16 protein-coding genes and 1 pseudogene are annotated in these 17,897 nt (G+C 68.1%); 11 read left to right on the top strand and 6 right to left on the bottom strand.

Features of this window, described 5'->3' with window-relative positions:
* The 4 genes from VD972_RS39375 to VD972_RS39360 all read left to right on the top strand — a co-directional run.
* Positions 1–284, top strand: a 284-nt coding sequence (locus VD972_RS39375) for a hypothetical protein (protein ID WP_324994101.1), incomplete at its 5' end; no start/stop codon positions are given.
* 65 nt (positions 285–349) lie between these two features.
* Positions 350–2,866, top strand: a complete 2,517-nt coding sequence (locus VD972_RS39370) for a hypothetical protein (protein ID WP_324994099.1) — start codon at positions 350–352, stop codon at positions 2,864–2,866.
* 223 nt (positions 2,867–3,089) lie between these two features.
* Complete coding sequence (locus VD972_RS39365; protein ID WP_324994097.1) at positions 3,090–3,854, top strand: esterase family protein; 765 nt, start codon at positions 3,090–3,092, stop codon at positions 3,852–3,854.
* A 179-nt stretch (positions 3,855–4,033) separates the two neighbouring features.
* Positions 4,034–4,462, top strand: coding sequence for a tellurite resistance TerB family protein (locus VD972_RS39360; RefSeq protein WP_324994095.1), 429 nt, complete (start codon positions 4,034–4,036; stop codon positions 4,460–4,462).
* Between the two features lie 80 nt (positions 4,463–4,542).
* Here the strand turns inward: VD972_RS39360 and VD972_RS39355 are convergent, their stop codons facing one another.
* Positions 4,543–5,562, bottom strand: a complete 1,020-nt coding sequence (locus tag VD972_RS39355; RefSeq protein WP_324994093.1) for a peptidoglycan-binding protein — start codon at positions 5,560–5,562, stop codon at positions 4,543–4,545.
* Between the two features lie 184 nt (positions 5,563–5,746).
* On the opposite strand from VD972_RS39355, the gene VD972_RS39350 reads away from it, so the two are divergent.
* Complete coding sequence (locus VD972_RS39350; protein ID WP_324994091.1) at positions 5,747–6,274, top strand: GFA family protein; 528 nt, start codon at positions 5,747–5,749, stop codon at positions 6,272–6,274.
* Between the two features lie 133 nt (positions 6,275–6,407).
* On the top strand, positions 6,408–6,992 hold the full coding sequence (locus tag VD972_RS39345) for a dihydrofolate reductase family protein (protein ID WP_324994089.1): 585 nt from the start codon (positions 6,408–6,410) through the stop codon (positions 6,990–6,992).
* Here the strand turns inward: VD972_RS39345 and VD972_RS39340 are convergent.
* A complete protein-coding gene (locus tag VD972_RS39340) occupies positions 6,971–7,399 on the bottom strand; it encodes a hypothetical protein (RefSeq protein WP_324994087.1) in 429 nt (142 codons plus the stop codon). The genes VD972_RS39345 and VD972_RS39340 overlap by 22 nt on opposite strands.
* A 498-nt stretch (positions 7,400–7,897) precedes the next feature.
* Here VD972_RS39340 and VD972_RS39335 point away from each other — a divergent pair, with 498 nt between their 5' ends.
* Positions 7,898–8,284 carry a hypothetical protein gene (locus VD972_RS39335; RefSeq protein ID WP_324994085.1) on the top strand — a complete coding sequence of 129 codons (387 nt, stop codon included), beginning with the start codon at positions 7,898–7,900 and terminating at the stop codon, positions 8,282–8,284.
* A gap of 279 nt (positions 8,285–8,563) precedes the next feature.
* Here the strand turns inward: VD972_RS39335 and VD972_RS39330 are convergent.
* Positions 8,564–8,857 (bottom strand): annotated as a pseudogene (locus VD972_RS39330) (TlpA family protein disulfide reductase); the annotation flags it as partial.
* Positions 8,858–8,872: 15 nt separating this feature from the next.
* Positions 8,873–9,076, bottom strand: coding sequence for a hypothetical protein (locus VD972_RS39325; RefSeq protein ID WP_324994083.1), 204 nt, complete (start codon positions 9,074–9,076; stop codon positions 8,873–8,875).
* A gap of 803 nt (positions 9,077–9,879) precedes the next feature.
* Here VD972_RS39325 and VD972_RS39320 point away from each other — a divergent pair.
* Positions 9,880–10,476 (top strand): hypothetical protein, encoded by a 597-nt coding sequence (locus VD972_RS39320; protein ID WP_324994082.1) that lies wholly within the window; start codon positions 9,880–9,882, stop codon positions 10,474–10,476.
* Between the two features lie 231 nt (positions 10,477–10,707).
* Here VD972_RS39320 and VD972_RS39315 read toward each other — a convergent pair whose 3' ends face one another.
* Positions 10,708–11,403 carry a hypothetical protein gene (locus VD972_RS39315; RefSeq protein ID WP_324994081.1) on the bottom strand — a complete coding sequence of 232 codons (696 nt, stop codon included), beginning with the start codon at positions 11,401–11,403 and terminating at the stop codon, positions 10,708–10,710.
* Positions 11,404–12,025: 622 nt separating this feature from the next.
* Between VD972_RS39315 and VD972_RS39310 the strand changes: the two genes are divergently transcribed.
* The 3 genes from VD972_RS39310 to VD972_RS39300 all read left to right on the top strand — a co-directional run bounded on the left by VD972_RS39310 (position 12,026) and on the right by VD972_RS39300 (position 17,187).
* Positions 12,026–12,979, top strand: coding sequence for a hypothetical protein (locus tag VD972_RS39310; protein ID WP_324994080.1), 954 nt, complete (start codon positions 12,026–12,028; stop codon positions 12,977–12,979).
* Positions 12,980–13,069: 90 nt separating this feature from the next.
* Positions 13,070–16,303 (top strand): sensor histidine kinase, encoded by a 3,234-nt coding sequence (locus VD972_RS39305; protein WP_324994078.1) that lies wholly within the window; start codon positions 13,070–13,072, stop codon positions 16,301–16,303.
* Positions 16,304–16,335: 32 nt separating this feature from the next.
* Positions 16,336–17,187: an SH3 domain-containing protein gene (locus VD972_RS39300; RefSeq protein WP_324994076.1), complete on the top strand. Its 852-nt coding sequence runs from the start codon at positions 16,336–16,338 to the stop codon at positions 17,185–17,187.
* Positions 17,188–17,202: 15 nt separating this feature from the next.
* Here the strand turns inward: VD972_RS39300 and VD972_RS39295 are convergent.
* The coding region (locus tag VD972_RS39295) for a hypothetical protein (RefSeq protein ID WP_324994075.1) at positions 17,203–17,897 on the bottom strand (695 nt) is incomplete at its 5' end.

The following is a 17,897-nucleotide window of genomic DNA, read 5'->3' as shown; positions in this document are numbered from 1 at the left end:
CGCGGCTGGGCGGGGCCGAGCGGCTGGCGTGGCTCATGGAGAGCGCGGACCGGGAGGTGGGGGTGTTCGCCGTGCGCCTGCTCTGGGAGAAGCACCGCCCCTCGCACCTGCCCGAGGGGTGGAAGCCTGCCGGAGCCACCGAGGCTCCTGCCGTGGGCGGCACCGAGCGCTTCGCCAACGTGGAGGCCCTGCGCACCTTCCTGCGCCGCATCATCGAGTTGGTGCGCGACCTGGGGCTGGAGGAGCAGTCCTTCGCCCGCGTGGTATTTGGACCCAATCCGTGAATCGGTCCCGGCGGCCGCCCGTCTGGCTCTCGACATGCGCCGGAGGCCGAAGGATGCTGGGTAACGTGAGGTGTGTCACCTGGTCGTGCCTGCTGGCGCTGCTGGCATGGCTGGCAGCGCCCTCGGTCCACGCCGAGGGCGTGGAGGAGCGGGCGACGGTGCCGAGCTCGACGATCCGGCTGCGGGGCGCCGCGGGGATCGGCGCCATCCCGGGCGGGTACATCTCGGTCGGCGGGTCCCGGCTCCAGCTCCTCGAGGGCAACTCGAAGCGCTGGCGCACCCTCCACCAGGTCCAGGGCGACAACCTCTACCGGGTCGAGGCCGACGACGACGGTCGGCTCCTGGCGTCGTGGGAGCAGGAGCGCGTGTTTCACCTGTTCGACCGCGCGCGCGGGACACACCTCGCCATTCCCAAGCCGCCCACCCCGCCGGGATACCCCCCGGGCACCTTCGGCATCGAGGCGCTGTACTTCGACGATGACGGGCGCGACGCCATCGTGTTCATCGACGGCCATCCGTACCTGGGCGCCGCAATCGGCCAGCGCGCGGTGGTCGCCGCGTACCGCGTGGCGCTCGACGGCGAGACGGCGCCCCGGCTGCTGTTCGTCGAGGAGGGGGTGGAGCTGCAGTTCTCGCCGCGCGGCGCGATCCTCATCAAGCCCCGCAGCTGGCGCCTGGGTTGCTCGCAGGGCGGCTGCGACATCGAGGCGATCATCGCGCTGGAGCTGGACGGCGAGCGCGTCACGCGCCGCACGCTCCTCGAGGCCGGCGACCGTCACGTCGGCGTCGCCCTCCCCGTGAAGGGACGCGACGACGTGCGCTTCGCCGCCCAGGTCACGGTTCGCGCCGACGGCAAGAACACGCGGGGCCTGTTGCGCTTCCGCTTCGGCGGCCGTCCCGAGTTCCAGCGGCTGTCGGAGAGCGACACGTCGCACTACCCGCACTCGCTCCTCACCCGGTCGGGCGAGTTCGTCGAGGTGCGGCAGGGAGAGGACCGGAGCCTGACGATGACGCGGACGACGGCGGCCGGCGAGGAGACGCGGACGACAATTCCTCCGTGGACCGACGCGCGCGGCCGCCGGGAGAAGGGCTGGTTCGAGAGCGTCGGCGAGCGCGCGGATGGCAGCCTGTGGTTGCACTGGGCCGATCACCTGGTGTTCGTGCGGGGAAACGAGCACCCGCGCAAGGTAGACATCCGCCACGTACTCGGCCGAGGCACCGAGTGGGCGGGCGCCTACGTCTACGTCGCGCGGCCCGAGGGCCTGTGGGTCGGAATCGAGATGGGCGGCGGTCGCGACTACCGTTTCCTCGACATGGCTGGTCTCGAGAAGCGCGCCGTCCCGTGGACGCCTCCGGCGCCGGGCTCCGACGCGCCGCAGCAGCTGCCGCTGGTCGCGACGAAGCTGAGCGGCCAGCGGCGCACCCTGCTCCTCGACAGCGTCACCGTCTCCGTCGGGGACACCGACATGTACTCTCGCAGCAGCGGCAAGGAGGCATGGCGGCTCCTGTATGGCGTGCCTGGCCGCAGCATCTATCGCATGGCCACCGACGACGACGCGGGGCGGATCCTCGCGTCGTGGTCCGCCGAGAAGGAGTTTCACCTGTTCCAGCCCGCGACGGGCACCCACGAGCGGTTTCCCTGGCCGGTGTCGGACATGAAGGGTCTCAACGCCGGCCTGCAAGGCCTGTTCTTCTCGACCGACGGCCGACATGCGCTGGTCTCCCTGAGCGGCCGCGTCATGGGTCGGTCGCCGGACATCAACGAGGCATACCTCGTGCCGCTCGACCGCAGCGGCCCGCCGCGCCGTCTGTTCCGCGTCGAGGGGCAGCGGTGGCACACCTCGCCGCGCGGCGCCACGTTCGTGAAGCCGAACCCGAACCAGGGCTGCACGGCCCGGCAGTGCGTTGTCGACGCCATCGTCGTCGTCGACATCGCCGGCAGCCGCGCCACCGAGCGCGTCATCCATGAGCCCAAGCTGCACACCGACTACGTGGGCCTCGTGCCCGGCAGCAGCGCCGACGGGCTCGCGCTCCTCACCCGGCACTGGCCTCCCAAGGGGATGAACACGTCGCTCGGCCTCCTGCGCTTTCGCTACGGAGACACTGCGGTGGACTACCGCCTGCTGCCTCCCGGCAGCGAGAGCGACGCCGGGCGGACGTTCCTCACCCGCTCGGGCGAGTACATGGAGCTCGTGGCGCAGCCGGAGGGTGGGCTGTCGGCACGCCTTCCTCGGGGGAACGGCGCGCCCACCGGCTGGGACCTGCCGGCGTTTCCTCACGCGGACCGCGACAGCGCCGCCGACAGCGCCGTGCACGGCATGGGGCAGCGGCAGGGCGGAGGGTTCTGGCTGCACTGGGGCGACCACCTCGTGCTCCTCGATGACGGAGCGCCCCGCGCCTACAGCCTCGCGCGCCTGTTGCCCCGCAAGGCCGAGTGGGCCGGAGCCGACCGCTACGAGGCGACGCCAGAGAGGCTCGTGATCGGCGTCGACCGCGCGGGGGGCCGGGACTTCGTGTCGGTCGACCTGGCCACCGCCGAGAAGCAAGCCCGCGCGTGGGGAGCTCGCCACGGCGCGCGGTGAACGGGGAGGGGTGAGCAGGCGCGACTGGCTCGCATGGGCTGGATGCGTGGAGCGCGCGCGCGGTCGATCAGCTCGTGACGCATAGGGCGAATAGGAGGCCGGTTGAGGGTGTGGGCTGGCGGGGCCCTCGGGGCGTGAAGGCAGGGAGCTTCAGGAGGTAGACAGAGCAAAGGCCCGATGTGCTATCTGCGGCCGGTCCGCTTCACGCCGGGAACCCTGCCCCATGTCACACGTCGATCCGAATCTGCGCCGCGAACTCTTCGGCTGGTACAGCCACCGCCTGGGCATGGACATGCCCATCGTCCGCTACGGCCACTGGGGCCCAGCGCTGCTGCTCTTCCCCACCGCGGGCGGAGACTTCCTGGAGGCCGAGCGCATGGGCCTCATCCAGGCGGTGGCCCACCACCTCTTCTCGGGCCGCGTGCAGATCTTCAGCATCAGCAGCATCAACAACCACGCCTGGCTCAACTCCAGCGTGCCCCTGCACGAGAAGGCGCGCCGCCAGGTGCTCTTCTCCGAGTACATCGAGAACGAGGTCGTCCCGCACATTCGCGGCGTGCTGGGCAACGGCTCGGCGCGCATTGGCACTACGGGGGCGAGCTTCGGCGCCTTCCACGCGGCCAACGCCTTCTTCCGCAGGCCGGACCTCTTCGAGGTGCTGCTGGCGATGGGCGGCATCTACGACTTGCGGCCGGACTTCCTGCACGGCTTCTGGAACGACGACGTCTACTTCAACAACCCCGCCTCCTACGTGCCTCACCTGCCGGAGGGGCACGCCATGGACCTGCTGCGCCACCACAGCCGCATCCACCTGGTGTCCAGCCGGGGCCAGTGGGAACACCCGCACCTCACCGAGCACTTCAGCCACCTGCTGAACCAGCGCGGCATCCCACACAACATCGACATCTGGGGGCACGACATGCCCCACGACTGGCACACCTGGCACCGGCAGCTCGACCACTCCATCTCCGAGCGCCTGGGCTACTGAGTTGCCTGGGGCAGGGCCTCGCTGGGGCCTCGGCTGCGGCCCGAGGACGCGCTCTCATTCGCGTGCCCGGACGAAAACCGTTTCCAGTCCTCGCGGGCGCCCACTATCCTGCGTCACCGAGCAGCCCGGCCCCGCTTCTGTCCGCGAGCCCCCGGCCAGCCGCTCGCCCAGGAGACGATATGACGCGCGAGTACCCCCAGGAGCAGTTACTGGCGTTCGTCCAGGCCATGGCCAACGTGGCGGCGAGCGATGGCCGCATCACCGAGGACGAGCGTCAGCAGCTCGATGACATGGTGGTGGGCATCGGCCTGTCGCCCCGCGACGAGCAGGTCGCCGCGCTCATTGAGCGGGAGTTCCAGAAGCCCAGCCGCCTCACCGACATCGTCAGCAAGATCGAAATCCGCGAGCTGCGCGTCTCCCTGCTGCGCATGCTCGTCGAGGTGGCGTGCGCCGACGGCGAGATCGCGAACGAGGAGCGCGCGTCGGTGAAGGAGGCCGCCAGCGCCTTCGGTCTCGAGGTGTCGGTCGCCGACGAACTCATCGACTGGACGCTCGCCTCGATCAAACTCGAGCAGCGCGAGCACGAGATCATGGCGAAGCTGCTCTAGCCTCGTTGCACCGCCGTCACCGGGGCCCGCTTCGCGTGACAGGAGGGGCGCACCCCTCGCCCCTTGCAGAAGCCACAGCGCTACTTGAGCCGGTAGGTCGCCACGATCGCGTCGTGGTCGGAGTGGAGGCGGCGCTCGTACTGCGTCCGGACGTGCTCCAACTCCCGGTCCCGGGTGTGCATCAGGTAGTCGAGCGTGCTGCGGCCGTGGGTCCCGACGTTGAGCTTGTTGTCGTAGACCACGTCGTTACCGAGCACCTTGTAATGGTTGCGGTTGAAGTCGCCGCCCACCACGACCTTGTGCCCCTGCTTCTCGAAGCGCTCGACCATCGAGTCGAGCTGCGCCATGTGCTTCTTCCACATCTCCTGCCGCCAGGGGGTGGTTGGGCGGTCCAGCTTGGACTTCGTCCAGGCGCCGGAGACGAGGTGGGTGTTCATCCGAACGACTTCTTCACCGGTCTCCTTGTTCTTCAGCTTCACCCAGGTGATGTACCGGTGCGGCGACACCTCGGCCTTGCCGTTGTGGGTGCGCTTGAAGCCCGCGTCCTTGAGGTCCCACTCGGACTTCTTCCAGGAGATCGGAACCGGGATGCGGAGGTTGCCGTCCTTCGGCATGTAGTGGCCCCACTCCTTGCCGAGGCCCTTGATCGCGTCGAAGTACCGGGAGGGGCCGATCTCCTGCCAGCCGATCAGATCTCCCTGCGCCGCGGCCTTGCGCACGTCGTGGACGACCTTGTGCTGCGGCATCTCCGGGTTGGACTTGATGTTCGCGGTCACCGTCCGGAACGTCCCGGTCTTGCCGGTGTCGCCCGCGTTGTTCGGCGCGCTGGTTCCGGCGTTGCCGTTGCCCTTAGGCCCTTCGAAGCGATCGCCCAGGCCGAGCTTGTTCCAGATCCAGCTTCCAACCTTCCCGTCCACCTTGCGGTCGTTGCGGCGCTCGAAGCGCTCCACCGCTTCGGCCGTCCGCTTGTCGTAGCGGCCGTCGGCGGGACCTTTGAGCAGCCCGCGCTCCTTCAGCTCGTTCTCGAGTTTCCGCACCGCCGGACCGTGCGAACCGGCCTTCAGGATGACGGCCCTGGGCCCAATTTTATTATCAGCCATGAAGAGATTCTCGGAACTTGGGAGGAAAAGGTGCGTCCTCTTCCGACAAACCTCTCTCCCGAAAAAAACCGAGGCGCAACAGCATGTTAGTGACTGAGGGGGCGCCGGTGCGGGAGCCAGCCTCCCAGACTGCGTGGGCAAGCCCAGGTTTTGCAAGAGCGTATCCCTTGAGGGGGTGTCGCCGATGCCCCTGACTTTTCCTTGCGAGCGGCCGGCCACGACCCACTCTCTCGGGATGGAAAAGCCTGCGCCCGAATGGAAATTGCCTTGGGAAGGCGGGTGCCGCTGCGGGGAAGTCCGCCTGCGCGTCACCCAGCCGCCGCTCCTCGCCATGGCGTGTCACTGCACCGGCTGCCAGCGCATGAGCTCCAGTGCTTTCAGTCTATCGCTGGCAGTGCCTACGCCCGGCTTTCAGCTCCTTTCCGGAGAGCCGGTGGTGGGCGGTCTGCATGGGCCGTCGAAACACCTGTTCTGCGGCTCATGTATGACGTGGATGTTCACGCGGCCCGAGGGCATGGACGCCTTCGTGAACCTCCGGCCGAGCATGCTCGACGACCGGAGCTGGTTCGTGCCGTACATCGAGACCTACACGGTGGAGAAGCTGCCCTGGGCTACGACGTCCGCGGTGCACTCCTTCGCAAGGTTTCCGGAGATGTCTGCGTACGAAGGACTCATCCGCGAGTTCGCCGCGAAGGGTGCGCGTCCCAAGTAGCCCCTGAGCAGTGCACCTCCTCCGTGCCGTCACTCGAGTCGGCCAGCCCGCATCGGCGACGCCATGTCGATTGCGTTCCGGTTTGTTCGACGTGTAGATGAACACCCGCAGAAGGCGCGCCAGAGAGGGAGCTATGCGAAAGCTGATCGTGTCCGAGTTCATGTCGTTGGACGGCGTCATGCAGGCTCCGGGCGGCAAAGATGAAGACCGTGACGGCGGGTTCGAGCACGGCGGGTGGACCATGCCCTATTGGCATGACGACATCGGCCGCAGCTTCGGGGCGCTGATGCAGGATGTCGACGCCCTGCTCCTCGGCCGGCGGACGTACGTGACCCACGCCGAAGCGTTCGAGCCGATGCCGCCCGGCGACCCGTTTGGCGACATGATGAACGCTCCCCGGAAGTACGTCGTCTCACGGACGCTCGAGAAGCCGATCTGGCGCGACACGACCATCATCCGCGACAACGTGATCGAGTCGGTGCGCGCGTTGAAGGCCCAGCCAGGGAAGAACATCGTGACGGACGGCAGCAGCCAGCTCGTGCACGCGCTGCTCGAGGATGACCTGGTGGACGAGCTGCACCTGCTCGTCTACCCGCTGATGCTGGGAAGCGGCAAGCGTGTGCTGCCGAACGGCGTCCACACGACGTTCGGCTTGATGTCCGCGACGCCGTATCCGACCGGTGTCGTGGGCCTGCATTACGAGCGCCGGCGCGGATAGGCGAGGCGGAGGCGCCCCGGACCCGAAGGAATAGAGAGGCGGTGCAGCCCGGCCCCATCCAGTCGCCGCGGGCGCTCCTTCTTCGGCTCCGCTCTCCCCGCGGCGCAAGACGGTACTCTCGCCTCTTCCCGCTCCTCACCCGCTTGAGGGAACGTGGGCAGCTTGCGGAGCGCCGACGGAACGTCCGGGCGCGGCGCGATCGTGACCGCCAGAAGCTCGACATCCCGCTGGCTCCGCCCGCGGACACGGTCGAGCACGTCCCGATGGTTCTCGGGCATGAGGACCCGGCTGAGCAGGCGCACGGCCGAGAGGCTCAGGTTGCCGGACGCGAGCGTATCGAGGATCACTGGGAAGCGCCGGAACACGGGCGCGGCCTCGATGCGGTTGCACGCGGCGTCCTCCAACAAGCGGAGGGCCTGAGTGCAGTAGCCGAACAGCGAGCCGAAGCAGTGCGCGGCTGGGCAGCAGCCCGGCTCAATCCTATTGCGGCGGCCGCTTCTTCTTCGGCTCCACCTGGCCGCTGCCCAGGCAGCGGGCTCACCTCCTCCGGCTTCGGCTCTGCCCCGCTTGAAGAAGCTCCGCCTCCGTCGCACTGAGTACCGGGCCTCGGCTCTATCTGGCAGCATGGGGCTCTCAAGGACCTCTCATGCATCGGTTTCTCTAGTATGCAGCATTCAGGTATTCCGCAGCCGCGCTGCTTCTCGTGCTCGTGGCGTGCCAAAGTGCCCAGCCCACGTTGCGTGGCGACTCTGAGGCGGCAGGGTTTGAGGAGAATGGGGCGCCGCTGCATGAATTGAGGCAGGACCCTCGCGAGTCGCGCGCCTTCGATCTCGTGTTCACGGGCACTGACTCGCGCGACTGTGCGGCAGAGCAGCTCGCTTGCTTCAGATCTGAGGAGCGATCTCGTGACGACACGACCCGAAGACTTCGAATTTGAAGCGCTGTGCCAGACGCTCGAGAGCGCGGGGGAGCATGTCCCGGAAGCTGCGCGCCATGCGATCAGTGCCGCAGCGAACGCGCTCCACTACCTCTATGTGACGGACCAGTTGACGGCGTTGCGTGAGTACCTCCGCGACACTGACAGCGTCGCCCCCTCCTCAGTCGATCCTGCACATGTCTTCCCGGACATGGCGCGTGCTGAGGAGTGGCTGCGGAAGCAACCGCTGTCTTCCTGGGGAACTCTCGTGAAAGTGGCTGGGAAGACGTTCGCTGTCGGGAAAAGGGCGGAGATGAGGCTGAAGCTCGTGCCCTCCTTCATGCCGCAGGAAATAGATTCGCCTGAACCCGATTAGCGCCGAGCGCAGTTGAGTTAAGGTTCGCGTGGATCGGAGTCAGCCCAGGATGTCGTGGGAGGGCCGCCAGATGCCGTCCTTGCCCGGTTCCGGTAGCGGCCGAACTCCGACTCCAGCGCGGGCCCTTGTAGAGCCGCCTGGCCTCGCTCGTGAGGCTGCGTGCGGCGCACCCCGGTGTTGCCTTGTAAAGCCAGGCTGGCACTTCATCTCTGCTGGGTGCAGTTCAAGCTGCTCGAGGCTCAACACCCCGAAGCGCGGCGCCCTGAGGCTTGACGACGCTCAGCGCTCCTCCGCCGTCAGTTGCTTCAGCCGCCGCTCGAAGAACCGCCGGTCGTGCACGCCGGTGGCCGTCATCTTGATGACGCCCTTGGCGTCGATGAACACGGTGCTCGGCACCTGATTCACCTTCAAGGGGGCCAGGGCCTCTCCGTCCGCGATGGCGATGGGCATCGTCACGCCGAACTCCTTCGCCCCGCGCTTCACCCTCTTGGGGTCAGGTTCGAGCGAGAGCGCGATGAAGCGCACTCCTCGCGGCTCCCAGGCGCCTCTCAGGGCTTCGAGCTCGGGCAACTCCCGAGCGCAGGCGTGTCATCTTGGGACCCAGAGGACCAGCACCGTGGGAGCCCCCACGAGCACCGACGCGTCGAGCCGACTTCCATCCGACAACATCGTGGCCTGGAAGTGCTGCGGCACCCTCTCGTTGGGCCGCTGGTAGACGTCGCACGCAGCACCCAACGAGAGCAGGGCCAGCAAGGGCCACAGTCGAGAGCTGGCGGAGGCCGGGGAGCGCATGGGCCCGGAGATGGTGGCACCGACGCCCCTCCCTGACAACCCACGCGGCTCACCGTCGTCCCTCCTGGAGCGGCGGTGGAGCGGCGCTTATCCTCCAGAGGCGGAGCGGTGTGAATCCGCTCGGACTTTCAACGATTCTCAGCACACACCACGGGAGGCAGGACATGAGTGAGACGGTGAGCAGCTTCGAGCTGACGCTGGAGCAGCTGGACGGCTACGAGTTCAAGGTGGGCTTCGACAAGGGCTGGCGTAAGATCCCTGCATGAATGACTCAGAGCGCGCATGGAGGCGCATCGTCCACATGGTGTGGACCCTGGTGCTCGTCGGATGTGGCGTGGCGTGTGCTCATGAGCAGCCGCCCCTCAATCCGTCGTAGGGGTCATCACGCCGGAATACTTCCGTTTCAGGGACATCGTAGCGCCGCCGGAAGATCCTGATGATACGGGAGGGTGGCGGGCCGTCTGCATCCATGCGCAGATCAATCAAGGCAACTCGCGAGCAAAGACGATCTGCAAGTTCGAAGTCGGTGTACCGATCAGGGCCAGAGACCAAGAGGAGATTCCAAAGGAGATTCCGGTAACGGAAGCCCAGTTCGCCTCAGCATCCATGGCCAACCGCGCTGTGCGTGACGTTCTATCAAAGGCGCACCCAGGCGAAATGATGGCAGTGCTGTGCAACCGCTTCAAAGAGATCTACAGACTCATGTTGAAGGCCAAGATTCCTGCCGCGAACGTGGGCGAGTGCACGACCAAAGGCACTGAGATCGTCCTTTTCGGCATCACTGCCGAGCCAGAGACCACTCCATGATGGAGTTGACGGAGAAGAGCCTGGTTCAGATCGCACGGCGCTACTACCCCGCTGGCTTCCCCGTTATGACGGACGACTACTCCCAGGATCTACACCCCTATCAGCGCACGCCTGAGTATGCGCATTGGCGCGCAGCTTGGGAGCGGGCAATGGAATGGCCAGAGTGGTCCTCCCTCTTGAAGGAGTTACGTGCATCCTTCAGGCCTGTTGGGGAGTGTACGCAGCCCTGGGTAGCAGCCTGTCGGCGGTGCTGCATCTATGTGGAGCAGCCTCTGCCGGACGGAACGCGGATCGTCACTCGTGTTGCCGCTGCGGCCAGCATCCTGGCGCCACTCTATGTGACCTATTGCACGACGGTGACCGTCACGCCCCACCACAAGCACGCCCCTCACTTCTCCTTTGTCCCCACCAACGAGCTCCAGGGGTACGCCACTCAACTCGCCGCACTTGTCGAGCGCGTTCTGGGCTATCAACCCTTTCCTCTTCAGCTTGCCAGGGTGCAAGTGCCGGGACTCCGCGTCGGTCACCTCTTTGGCAAGGACGCAACCCTGCTTGATGCTCTCTTTGACGGTGACCTCGCCAATCTCCCCTGAAGGCTCGCAGCGCGTATCCCTGGGAGCCATCGTCGTCACCTGCAACGGACGTGGCCCACGCCGAAGCGTTCGAGCCGATGCCGCCCGGCGACCCGTTCGGCGACATGAGCTAGGTGAGGCGGAGGCACCCCGGACCCGAAGGAAATCAGGGGTGGCTCGTCCCCGGGACGCCTAGAGCCGGCCCCCCATAAAACCGGTTGTCCGGGCCCACCTCGACGGCGTTGGCGCTGCTTAGTCGTGGGCGAGGTAGCGCACTTTGCGCGACTCGAAGACCTGCGCCACCGTCTGCCGCTGGCCGCGAGGCTCATGCGCACTGGCCAGGAGGGGCTTGCCGTCGGGGCCCGGCTGCCCAGGCTCCACCACCGCGAGCCGCGGGCCCGCGGACGTCTCGGCCATGGCGATGATGGGCAGGCCCCGCGCCGCTCCCTCGAGGACGGCGTTGTCGTCCAGCTCGCGCCAACTGCGCTGGAGCGCCAGCGTGGTCAGCCACTTCCACAGCTCCGCGAACGTGCCCGGCCGGTAGATGCCGGGGTAGCCCAACGTGAAGGCGCGCGCCAGCGTGGTGTGCTGGGAGGCCATGACGTCGAAGACGAAGAGGTGCCCTGCCTCGCGCGGCTCCTGGGGCCGCGGGAAGTAGCGGGGGTTGGCGGCCACCGCGTACTGGTTGATGACGTTCTGGGTGTGGATCACCTTGCGCTGGCCCGGGTAGCTCTGCACAGGCGCCCGGATGATGGCCTCGGCGTGGGTGAGGAAGACGCCCTCGGCCGGAGTGGTGCCGTCGTAGAGGAGGTTCACGTCGGGGCGGCGGACGACCTGCTTTCCACTCTCCTCTCCTCCCAAGCGGACGCTGGAGACGTGGTGGACATCGCTGTTCTCCTCCTCGTCCCAGGCGCTCTTTCCCCAGGGTTTGGAGATCCGGCCGGGCATGCTCCCAGCCGCTGGCGTGCCCATCGCCGGCCCCCGGGGGGATGAGTTCAGCCGGGGAGGCGGGGCTGGCACCTCCGAAGAGGGACGCGTCCCAGGCTGACTGGCGCGCTTGTGGATGTCATTGGCCCTCAGCAGCACATCGGTGGAGAGCGTGGAATTGAGGGGGGGCTTGGCCCCTGTCGAGGAGCCCGGCAGAGGGCGCGCTCCGCTGGCGCTGGTCCTGGGAGCCTGCGGCGCGCTGTCCTGGGCTGGCGACGTCGCCTTCCCCTGTTTGCCCTCCGGGGCAGCCGGCGAGCCACGTGAGGCTGGCTTTTCCTGTCCCACGGGTACCTCGCTAGCCACGGCCGAGTGCCGCACCCACCCATTCTACAGCAACAGGGCCGCAGTGGGAGGGCCCACCCTGACGGGAGTCCTGGGAGCGGCGCCACCTCGGGAGAGGGCGCCAGCCAGCCGGGGCCCTGCCGGGAGAGCAAGCGCTGCGCAATGCAAGCGACGTACAGGCGGGTCTTTTTCCGTTCTTGGCGTATCCTGGAGAGCCCCCCACTGCCGTGGAACCCTGCCGAAGCGTGTCATCGCGACGAGTCCGCCGCGGGCGCGGACGGCTGAACCCTTGGAGACCTACATGCGCGCCACTGCCACCCCGACCCTCTTCACGCTCGAGGGCCAACCCGCGTGGGGTCGCGCGACCCTGCTGGACGACAAGGACGGTAAGCTCGTCCTCGTCTTCGAGCACGGCGGGCGGCGCGTCTTCGTCAAGTCCCAGGTCAAGGGGCTCAAGGCCGTCGAGCTGAGCGCGGCCGAAGCCCGGACGGTGGACACCCGGCTGCGCGGGAAGCACCCGCAGGGCGGCACGGCGAAGAAGTCCGCCAAGGCCAAGGTGGCGCGCCCGCTGCTCGTCGTGTTCCCCTCCTTCGATGCCCAGGTGCGCTGGTTCGAGGCCTTCTTCCCCGGCGGCTTCGCGGGGGAGAAGTTCGTCTCCGAGGAGCGAGGAGCCCCTGAGGCCAAGGGCAAGAAGGGGTACAAGACCGCCGCCATCAAGCTCGCCCAGGAGCAGCTCTCGCCCGAGCGACTGGCGAGCGCCACGCCAGAGGAGATCTTCGCGGTCTCCAAGAAGTTGCTGGCCTTCACCAACCTCGTCTTCCCCATCGAGGGCCCCATCCCCTTCACCTCCATGAAGGAGGAGGACCGGGCCGGGTTCGTGGCGGCCCTGGGCGAGCTGCTGCACGGTGAGGGCGCGCACGGGCCGCGCTTCGAGAAGTTCGCGGACTCGGTCCGCCTCTGGGACGCGGACGGACAGGGCCGCAAGGTCACCTGGCCCCTGGCCACGCTGCTGCAGGCGCTGTACGCCCCCGCGCAGCACACCTTCGTGAAGCCCACCTTCTTCGAGCAGCAGGCGCTCCTCTTGAACCTCACGGCGGACAAGCACGGGCGCGTCACCGGCACCGTCTACGAGAGCTTCCTGGACGTGGCGCGGAAGACGTCGGAGCGGCTGGTGGCTGCGGGGCACCTGCCTCGCGACCTGATGGACGTCTACTCGTTCATCTGGCGCTCTCACAAGGAGCGGCCCGCCGCGTAGCCCTGTGAGAGCGCCACACACCCCGCCTGATCCGTGACCCGGTGTACCTGCACGTGGTGAACCCCGCGTACAATCCCGCGCCACCACGTCATGTGCCGTGTCCTCGGAAGCTGCCGCGCTCAGCGCGGCCCCCCCGCTGCCTTCCTCCGCGCCCGGGCTCCCCTGCTCGCGGCGGCGGTGCTCGTGGCGCTGCTGGGGGCTGCGCGAACCGCCTCGGCCCTGGAGCCGAACAAGGGGCTCAACCAGTTCCCCCACCGCGTCTGGCAGCCGGAGGACGGGCTGCCGCAGAACACCACCCTGGCCCTGGCGCAGACGCCGGATGGCTACCTCTGGGCCGGCACCTATGAGGGCCTGGTGCGCTTCGATGGAGAGCGCTTCACCGTCTTCGACCCCATGAAGACGCCGGCCCTGCTGGACCGCTCCATCACCTCGCTGGCCGTCGACAAGAGCGGCACGCTGTGGATCAACACGAACCGCGGGCTGGCGGGCCTGCGCGCGGGCACCTTCTTCCCCGTCCCCCTCCCCGCGGGCGTCGTCGCGCGCGAGGTGCACCAGCTGCTCACCACCCGGGATGGAAGCCTGTGGATCGCCACCCATGGCAGCGGGCTCATCCGGATGTACGCGACCCACTCCCAGGTCTTCAAGACCGAGCAAGGGCTGGCCAGCAACCGGGTGCTGGCGCTCACCGAGGCGGAGGACGGCAGCCTCTGGGTGGCCACGGCCCAGGGCCTGCAGCGCTGGGACGGCCGCACGTTCCTCCCCGGCCCCCTCTTCAAGGAGGAGCCACCTCCGCTGGTGGCGGCACTGGAGGTGGACGCGAAGGGCACCCTCTGGGCGGGAGATGAGGGTGGCTACGTGTACCAGCTGCAGGGAGGGCTGATGCACCCTGTCCCGGATGCGAGCCTGCCGGGCGCTCCCATCTCCGTGCTGCTCGCCGATCGTCAAGGGTCGTTCTGGGTGGCGAGCAAGGGCCGCGGGTTGTTGCGCATGGCCAACGGTCAGCGCTCCTTCATGGGCCCCACGGAGGGGCTGGAGCGAGGCTCCATCTTCTCCATGCTGGAGGACGCTGATGGCAGCCTCTGGCTGGGCATGGGCGCCCACGGACTGCACCGCCTCAAGGACGCTCCCTTCACCCCCTATGGCCCTCCCGAGGGACTGGGGCACAACATGGTGAGCTCCGTGCGCGAGGCGCGGGACGGCAGCCTCTGGTTCGGCACCCTCGGCGGCGGCATCTCCCGCTGGAAGGACGGGCGGGTGACGACGTGGACGATGCGCGATGGGATCATCGACAACTTCGTCTTTGGCAGCGCCGAGGGGCGCGACGGCAGTCTCTGGTTCGTCACGCGAGGAGGCGTCGTTCGCTTTCGGGACGGGACGTTCACCAACGTCCCCGAGCATGGCCTGGCCTCGAGGCAGTCCATGGGCTACGCCATCTACGAGGACGAGCACGGCACGGTGTGGACAGGGACTCGCGAGGGGCTGGCCCGGTGGGATGGCAGGCAGTTCACCGTGGCCGCAGAGCTGGACAAGGTGCTCGGCGCCATGGTCCGCGTGCTAGAGCGGCGGGCCGCCGGAGGGTTCTGGATCGGGACGCAGGGCGGAGCCCTGGCCTGGTTCTCCGAGGGCCGCATCTCGCTCCTGTCCCCCATGGGCAACCCCATCACCGGCGACATCCGGGACATCCTCGAGGAGAACGGGACGCTCTGGGTCGGCACCACCCATGGCCTGTTCCGCTGGAAGCACGGACGCTTCAGCCGCCTGTCCCGCACCCAGGGGCTCTTCGACGATGTCATCCTGCACGTCCAGCCCGACGGGAAGGGCAACCTGTGGATGACCTGCAACAAAGGCATCTTCCGCGTCTCCCAGGAGGAGCTGGAGGCCGTCGCGGACGGGAAGCTCGCGCGTGTCACCGCTCACGTCTACGGCAAGGAGGACGGGATGCGCGCCCAGGAGTGCAACTCCCTGGGGGGCCCCGCGGGGGTGCATGCCCGCGATGGGCGGCTGTGGTTCCCCACCATCCGCGGCGCGGTGGCCTATGACGCGAGACATGAGCGGCCACCCACCGCCGCGCCTCCCATCCTCATTGAGGAGGTGTGGGTAGACGGGCAGCCCTTCTCCGCCTCCGAGTGGTCCCGCCTGCCACCGGGAGAGGGCCGGGTGGACATCCGCTACACCTCCACGAACCTGAGCTCCCCGGAGCGGCTGCGCTTCCGCTACCGGCTCGAGGGCGTGGATGCGGACTGGGTGGACGCCGGCTCACGCCGCGTCGCCTACTACACCCGCCTGCCACCCGGCGATCACCGGTTCCTCGTCGAGGCGTTCTCCGCGGGGGGCAATGGGCCCACGTCCAGCACGCAGCTGGCGTTCCACCTCCAGCCTCGCTACTACCAGACGGCCCTCTTCCGGCTGGTGTGCGGCCTGGCCGCGGTGCTCGCCGGAGCCGGCGGGGTGTGGCTGCGCCTGCACCGCTCACGTGAGCGTGAGCGCCGGCTCCAGCTCCGCGTGGACGAGCGCACCGCCGAGCTGGCCATGCGCCTGGAGCAGCTCGAGGCCACCCGCGAGCGGCTCGCCCACGCGGAGAAGATGGCCGCCATGGGGACGCTCGCCGCGGGCGTCGGGCATGAGATCAACAACCCGCTCGCCTACATCCTCTCCAACCTCCGCTTCATCACCACAGAGCTGCGCGGCTTCACCAAGAGCGAGGAGGAGCTCGAGCTTTGGCAGGAGGTGGAGGAGGCGCTCGCCGATGCGCTCCAGGGCGCCGAGCGGGTGCGCAAAATTGTCCACGCGCTCAGGACGCTCGCCCGCGCACAGGTGGAGCCCCCGAAGCGGGTGGAGCTCCAGGCCGTGCTGGACCATGCCCTGGAGGTGATGGACAAGGAGCTGCGCCCGCGCGCCCGCGTCGCGAAGGAGTACGGCCCACCCCAGGGAGTGCTGGGAGATGAGACCCGGCTGAGCCAGGTCTTCCTCCACCTGCTCACCAACTCCATCCACGCCATCCCCGAGGGTCAACCCGAGCTCCATGAGATCCGCGTCCTCACCCGGCAGGAGGCGGATGGGCGCGCCATCATCGAGGTGCGCGACAGCGGCCATGGGATTGCGCCCGAGCACCTGCCGCGCATCTTCGAGCCCTTCTTCACCACCAAGGAGGCGGGAGAAGGAACGGGGCTGGGCCTCTCCATTTGCCACTCCACCATCCAGGCCATGGGCGGCGAGATCCAGGTGGAGAGCGAGCTGGGGCGCGGCACCACGTTCCGCATCCTCCTGCCCCCGCTGTCGGCGGAGGTAGAAGAGGGCTGGAAATTTACTGGGAGTGCTATATAAGCCTGGAAATCTATATTTCCCGGGAAATACGCATGAACTCCCCCTCGAGAGGCAATTCCCTGAAGTGGCTGCTCCTCCTGACGCTGGCGGTGGGCTGTGGAGGCTCGGAGTCCTCGGTGGAGGTGGTCGAGCTGAAGGGGGTGGATGAGCAGCTCGGGGTGAGCGAGAGCGCGCTCACGGGCTGTCTGAACTACAAGTCCACGCTGTCGACGACGGCCACGAGCCTGAACCTGCGGACGGGGCCGGCGACGAGCTACTCCATCATCGCGGTGATGCCGCAGGGCGCCACCGTCACCACGATGGACAGCCCGAGCTGCGACAGCGGCGGCTGGTACAAGGTCTACTGGGGGGGCGTGATGGGCTGGGCCTCCGGCACCTACCTGAGCGTGGTGACGCAGACGGCCTCGGTCCGCAACGAGGCCATCACCCGCGTGGAGGGCGCGACGATGGGCGCCGCGGGCGGCACGGGCTTCTCGTACTGGTGGGGCCACGGCGCCTGGAAGCCGAACCAGGCGGCGGGCACGTGCACGGGCAACTGCGGCAGCTGCACGCACTCCGGCAGCTATGGCGCGGACTGCTCGGGCCTGCTGGCCAAGGTGTGGCAGGTGCCCAGCAGCAACACCAACGTCTCCGTGGACTCGCACCCCTACGGCACCATCCACTTCAACGTCGACTCCAGCCAGTGGTACACGGTGGACCGGGGCAGCCTGCTGAAGGCGGATGCGCTCGTGTACAACCTCAACGGCGCGGGCCACACCTTCATCTACGAGTCCGGGGATGGCTGGGGCAACATGCTGGCCCACGAGTGCAAGGGCTGCGCATACGGCTGCGTGAAGAACATCCGCACCGCGACGACTTCGTACCACGGCATCCGGCACTTCTGAGCCGCGCACCCGCGCTCAGCGGCAGCGGGCCCGCATCAGCGTGACGCCGGACTCGGTGATGTGGCGGTAGAGCAGGCCGCCCTCGTCCAGCACGGCGAAGTCGCGGAAGGTCTCCTCCGGCAGGGTGTTGAGGGGCAGATCCGTCTGTCCCAGCACCTTGCCGTCGAGAGGATCCACGCAGAAGACTCGCAGGCCGGGCTGGGTGGGAGCGGCGGCTGTGAGGGAAGGAAGCTCACCCGTGACGCCCAGGTAGAGGGTGCCGGAGAGATCCGAGTCGAGCAGGGCGATGGTCATCAGCGGGAACCCGAGCCGGTACTCGCGCGTGTAGCGGTGCTGGCCTGTCTGGCGATCGACTGCGTTGAGGAAGAGGCGGCCGCTGCTGCGATCCGTGATGCCGGCGAGGACATAGGAGCGCCCATCCCGGGTGGGGCGTCCGGGGATCTCCGGCCGCTCGGGATCGGCCTTGCCCGAGGTGTCGCCGATGCGAACCAGCGCGCCGTGCTCGCGCTCGACGTAGACGGAGTCACCGTCCACGAAGGTGCCGGTGACGAGGCCGGTCTCGGGAACACCTCTGCCCTGCACGGGCAGCTCGCCCCGCAGCGCGCCGGTGTCCGGGTCCAGGATGGCCACGGTCTTGTCCTTCAGCCGGTCGAGCACCAGCAGGGTGCCATCCCGGGCCATGGCGATGTCCTGGGGCGTCTGCTGGGTGA

Origin of the sequence: Hyalangium sp. (genome assembly GCF_035629615.1) — a bacterium.
Lineage (GTDB): Bacteria > Myxococcota > Myxococcia > Myxococcales > Myxococcaceae > Hyalangium.
Note: the sequence above shows the minus strand (reverse complement) of the source record. Positions and strands in the feature narration are given on the sequence as shown.